The 1,965-nt window shown below is 74.6% G+C and carries 2 protein-coding genes; one reads left to right on the top strand and one right to left on the bottom strand.

The features are described 5' to 3' along the window. The coding region (locus VR44_RS32735; RefSeq protein WP_045951264.1) for an alcohol dehydrogenase catalytic domain-containing protein at nucleotides 1-453 on the bottom strand (453 nt) is incomplete at its 3' end. A gap of 311 nt (nucleotides 454-764) precedes the next feature. Here VR44_RS32735 and VR44_RS32730 point away from each other — a divergent pair. After that, nucleotides 765-1,904: a hypothetical protein gene (locus VR44_RS32730; protein ID WP_045951263.1), complete on the top strand. Its 1,140-nt coding sequence runs from the start codon at nucleotides 765-767 to the stop codon at nucleotides 1,902-1,904. Nucleotides 1,905-1,965 lie beyond the last annotated feature (61 nt).

The following is a 1,965-nucleotide window of genomic DNA, read 5'->3' as shown; positions in this document are numbered from 1 at the left end:
CTGGACGGCCGCGCTGCCGACCCCGCCGGCGGCGGCGTGCACGAGGAGGGTCTCGCCGCTCTGCAGGCGGGCCCTGCGGTGCAGCCCGAACCAGCCGGTCTGGTAGCCGATGTGCAGGGCGGCGGCCTCGGCGTCGTCGAGGGATTCGGGGGCGGGGAGCAGGGCCCGCGCGGGGGCGGTGACGTACTCGGCGAACCCGCCGTGGGGCAGGCTCGGGTTGGCGAGGACGCGCCGGCCGTCCTCCGTCTCGCCGCAGACCTCGACGCCGGGGGTGAAGGGCAGCGGGGGCCGGATCTGGTACTGGCCCCGGGTGAGGAGGGCGTCGGGAAAGTTGACGTTGGCGGCGAGCACCCTGAGTCTGACCTCGCCCTCGCCGGGCACCGGTTCGGGGACCTCCTCGAGGCGCATGGCCTCGCGGGGCTCGCCGGTCGTGTGTACTCGCCATGCCTGCATCCGGGGCCTCCAGCCGCCGTCGAGGAACCACGCTCCGCGGCATACTAAGCGGTCGCTTGCCACCTTGGGAACCCTCGACGGAAGGGGGCGTACCGGGTGGCGGGGGCCCGCCCCCGCCAGGCGCGGACACCCTTCCCGATCACCAACGCACGAACGGCGGGTGAACGGGAGTACCGGGAGCTAACATCAACTCACCCATTTCCCAGGGCATATGACGCACTGTGGGGGACAACCGACCGGAGCCGACCGCTCCGGGGCGCGCCCGTCCCACGGGCACACACCACGGACACACACCACGGGGGAACACCACCATGAACGACACGCGCACGCGCGCACGCACCCGCACGCCCCGGGCCGCCGCGGCGGCGGCCGCCGCCCTCGTCCTGGCCGGCGTCGTCACCGCGGCCGGACCGGCCACGGCGGCCACCGGCTGCACGCCCCGCATCCAGGTGCTCGGCTCGATCGGATCCGGCGGCTACCAGGTGGGCAACCCGCAGACCGAGGGGGTCCTCGGCCTCGGCACCGGCACCCTGTCCGTCGGCCTCTCCGGCGGCAGGCCGGTCTACTGGACGGGCACCCGGCTCCACAAGGTCCCGTTGCCCGACGCCACCGCCTCGGGCGCGGTGCTCGCCGTGAACAAGGGCGGGCTGATGGTGGGAGCCGTCCACGGCGCCGACGACTACCTCTTCACCTACCGGGCGGGCGACGCCGCGGTCACCCGGCTGCCCGGGAGCGACTTCCTGTACGCCGACGCCGACGTCAACGACGCCGGATACGTCGTCTCCGCGACCCGGGCGGGGCTGGGCATCGTGTGGAAGGACGGCGTCAAGGTCCGCGACCTGCCCCTGCCGGCGGGCGCCGCGCCCGGCACCCGGGTCGAGTTCGTGACCGGCGTCAACGGCAAGGGCGACGTCCTCGGCATGGCCCACGAGGACTACGAGGTCCCGGAGACGGGCGAGCACCGGGAGGGGACCTACCCGGTGCTCTGGCCCGCGGGCGGCGGCCCGGCGCAGGCCCTGTCCGGCACCGCGAACGAGAGCCACGTCCAGGACATCGACGAGAGCGGCCGCGTCGTCGGCTACGACTGGAACGGCATGGGCTACCGCTACCAGCCGTCGGTGTGGGCCCCGCCCCACCCCGGCCCCGTCGGCGCCCCCGGCGTACTGAAGACCCACCCCTACGGCACCCTGGAGGCGATCACCCCGACCACCAACGTGTCCGTCGGCACCGCCAAGTTCCACCCGGACGAGCAGACCCTCCCCGACCAGGCGCAGCTCTGGCCGGGCACCGGACCGGTGCTGGCCCTGCCCCGGCTGGCCGCGAACCAGGCCAGCGCCGCCTCGTCGGCCGCCGACGACGGCCGGGTCGGCGGCGTGGCCGTCAACGCGGCCGGCACGCTGAAGCCGGTGATCTGGACCTGCGCCACGAAGCAGGCGTACCTGCCCGGGTAGCCGGCGCTAGGTCGTCTCTTTCGGATCTTGCAGGCCCCGCGTCGTCCGGCGCCGTGCACCA

Origin of the sequence: Streptomyces katrae, from assembly GCF_000966975.1 — a bacterium.
Lineage (GTDB): Bacteria > Actinomycetota > Actinomycetes > Streptomycetales > Streptomycetaceae > Streptomyces > Streptomyces katrae.
Note: the sequence above shows the minus strand (reverse complement) of the source record. Positions and strands in the feature narration are given on the sequence as shown.

Coding starts and splice junctions, on each gene's coding strand:
- VR44_RS32730 (WP_045951263.1), top strand. CDS start 765: ATGAACGACACGCGCACGCGCGCACGCACCCGCACGCCCCGGGCCGCC.